Source organism: Streptococcus oralis, from assembly GCF_001075675.1.
Lineage (GTDB): Bacteria > Bacillota > Bacilli > Lactobacillales > Streptococcaceae > Streptococcus > Streptococcus oralis_V.
Genome location: NZ_JUNW01000016.1, coordinates 1 through 265 on the forward strand (window position 1 = coordinate 1; position 265 = coordinate 265).

General features: G+C 46.4%; 1 protein-coding gene. It reads right to left on the minus strand.

All coding sequences use genetic code 11. From position 1 onward, the window contains the following. Positions 1–265 (minus strand): prealbumin-like fold domain-containing protein (locus tag ADM50_RS02095; RefSeq protein WP_049484370.1); only part of this gene is annotated, 265 nt, incomplete at both ends.

Here is a 265-nt window from a genome sequence, read left to right on the forward strand (position 1 = left end):
GACTTGGAAAGTGATGTCCGTTACTTTGAGGTAACCAGTTGGGGCTGCTTCCTCATGGAAGGTGTAAGTACCTGGAGCCAAGTTGAGATCTTTAGACTTACCAGCTTCAGATGTCCAGCTTTCTACGGCTGTGCCTTCTGCCTTGTCGCCTTTGTAGATCTTGATTTGAGCACCTGCGATTTCAGTACCACCAAGGCTAACCTTACTGAAGGTAATCTTACGTGGTAGGTCATCGTCTTTGTCAGTTACAGTTACTGTTGAACCA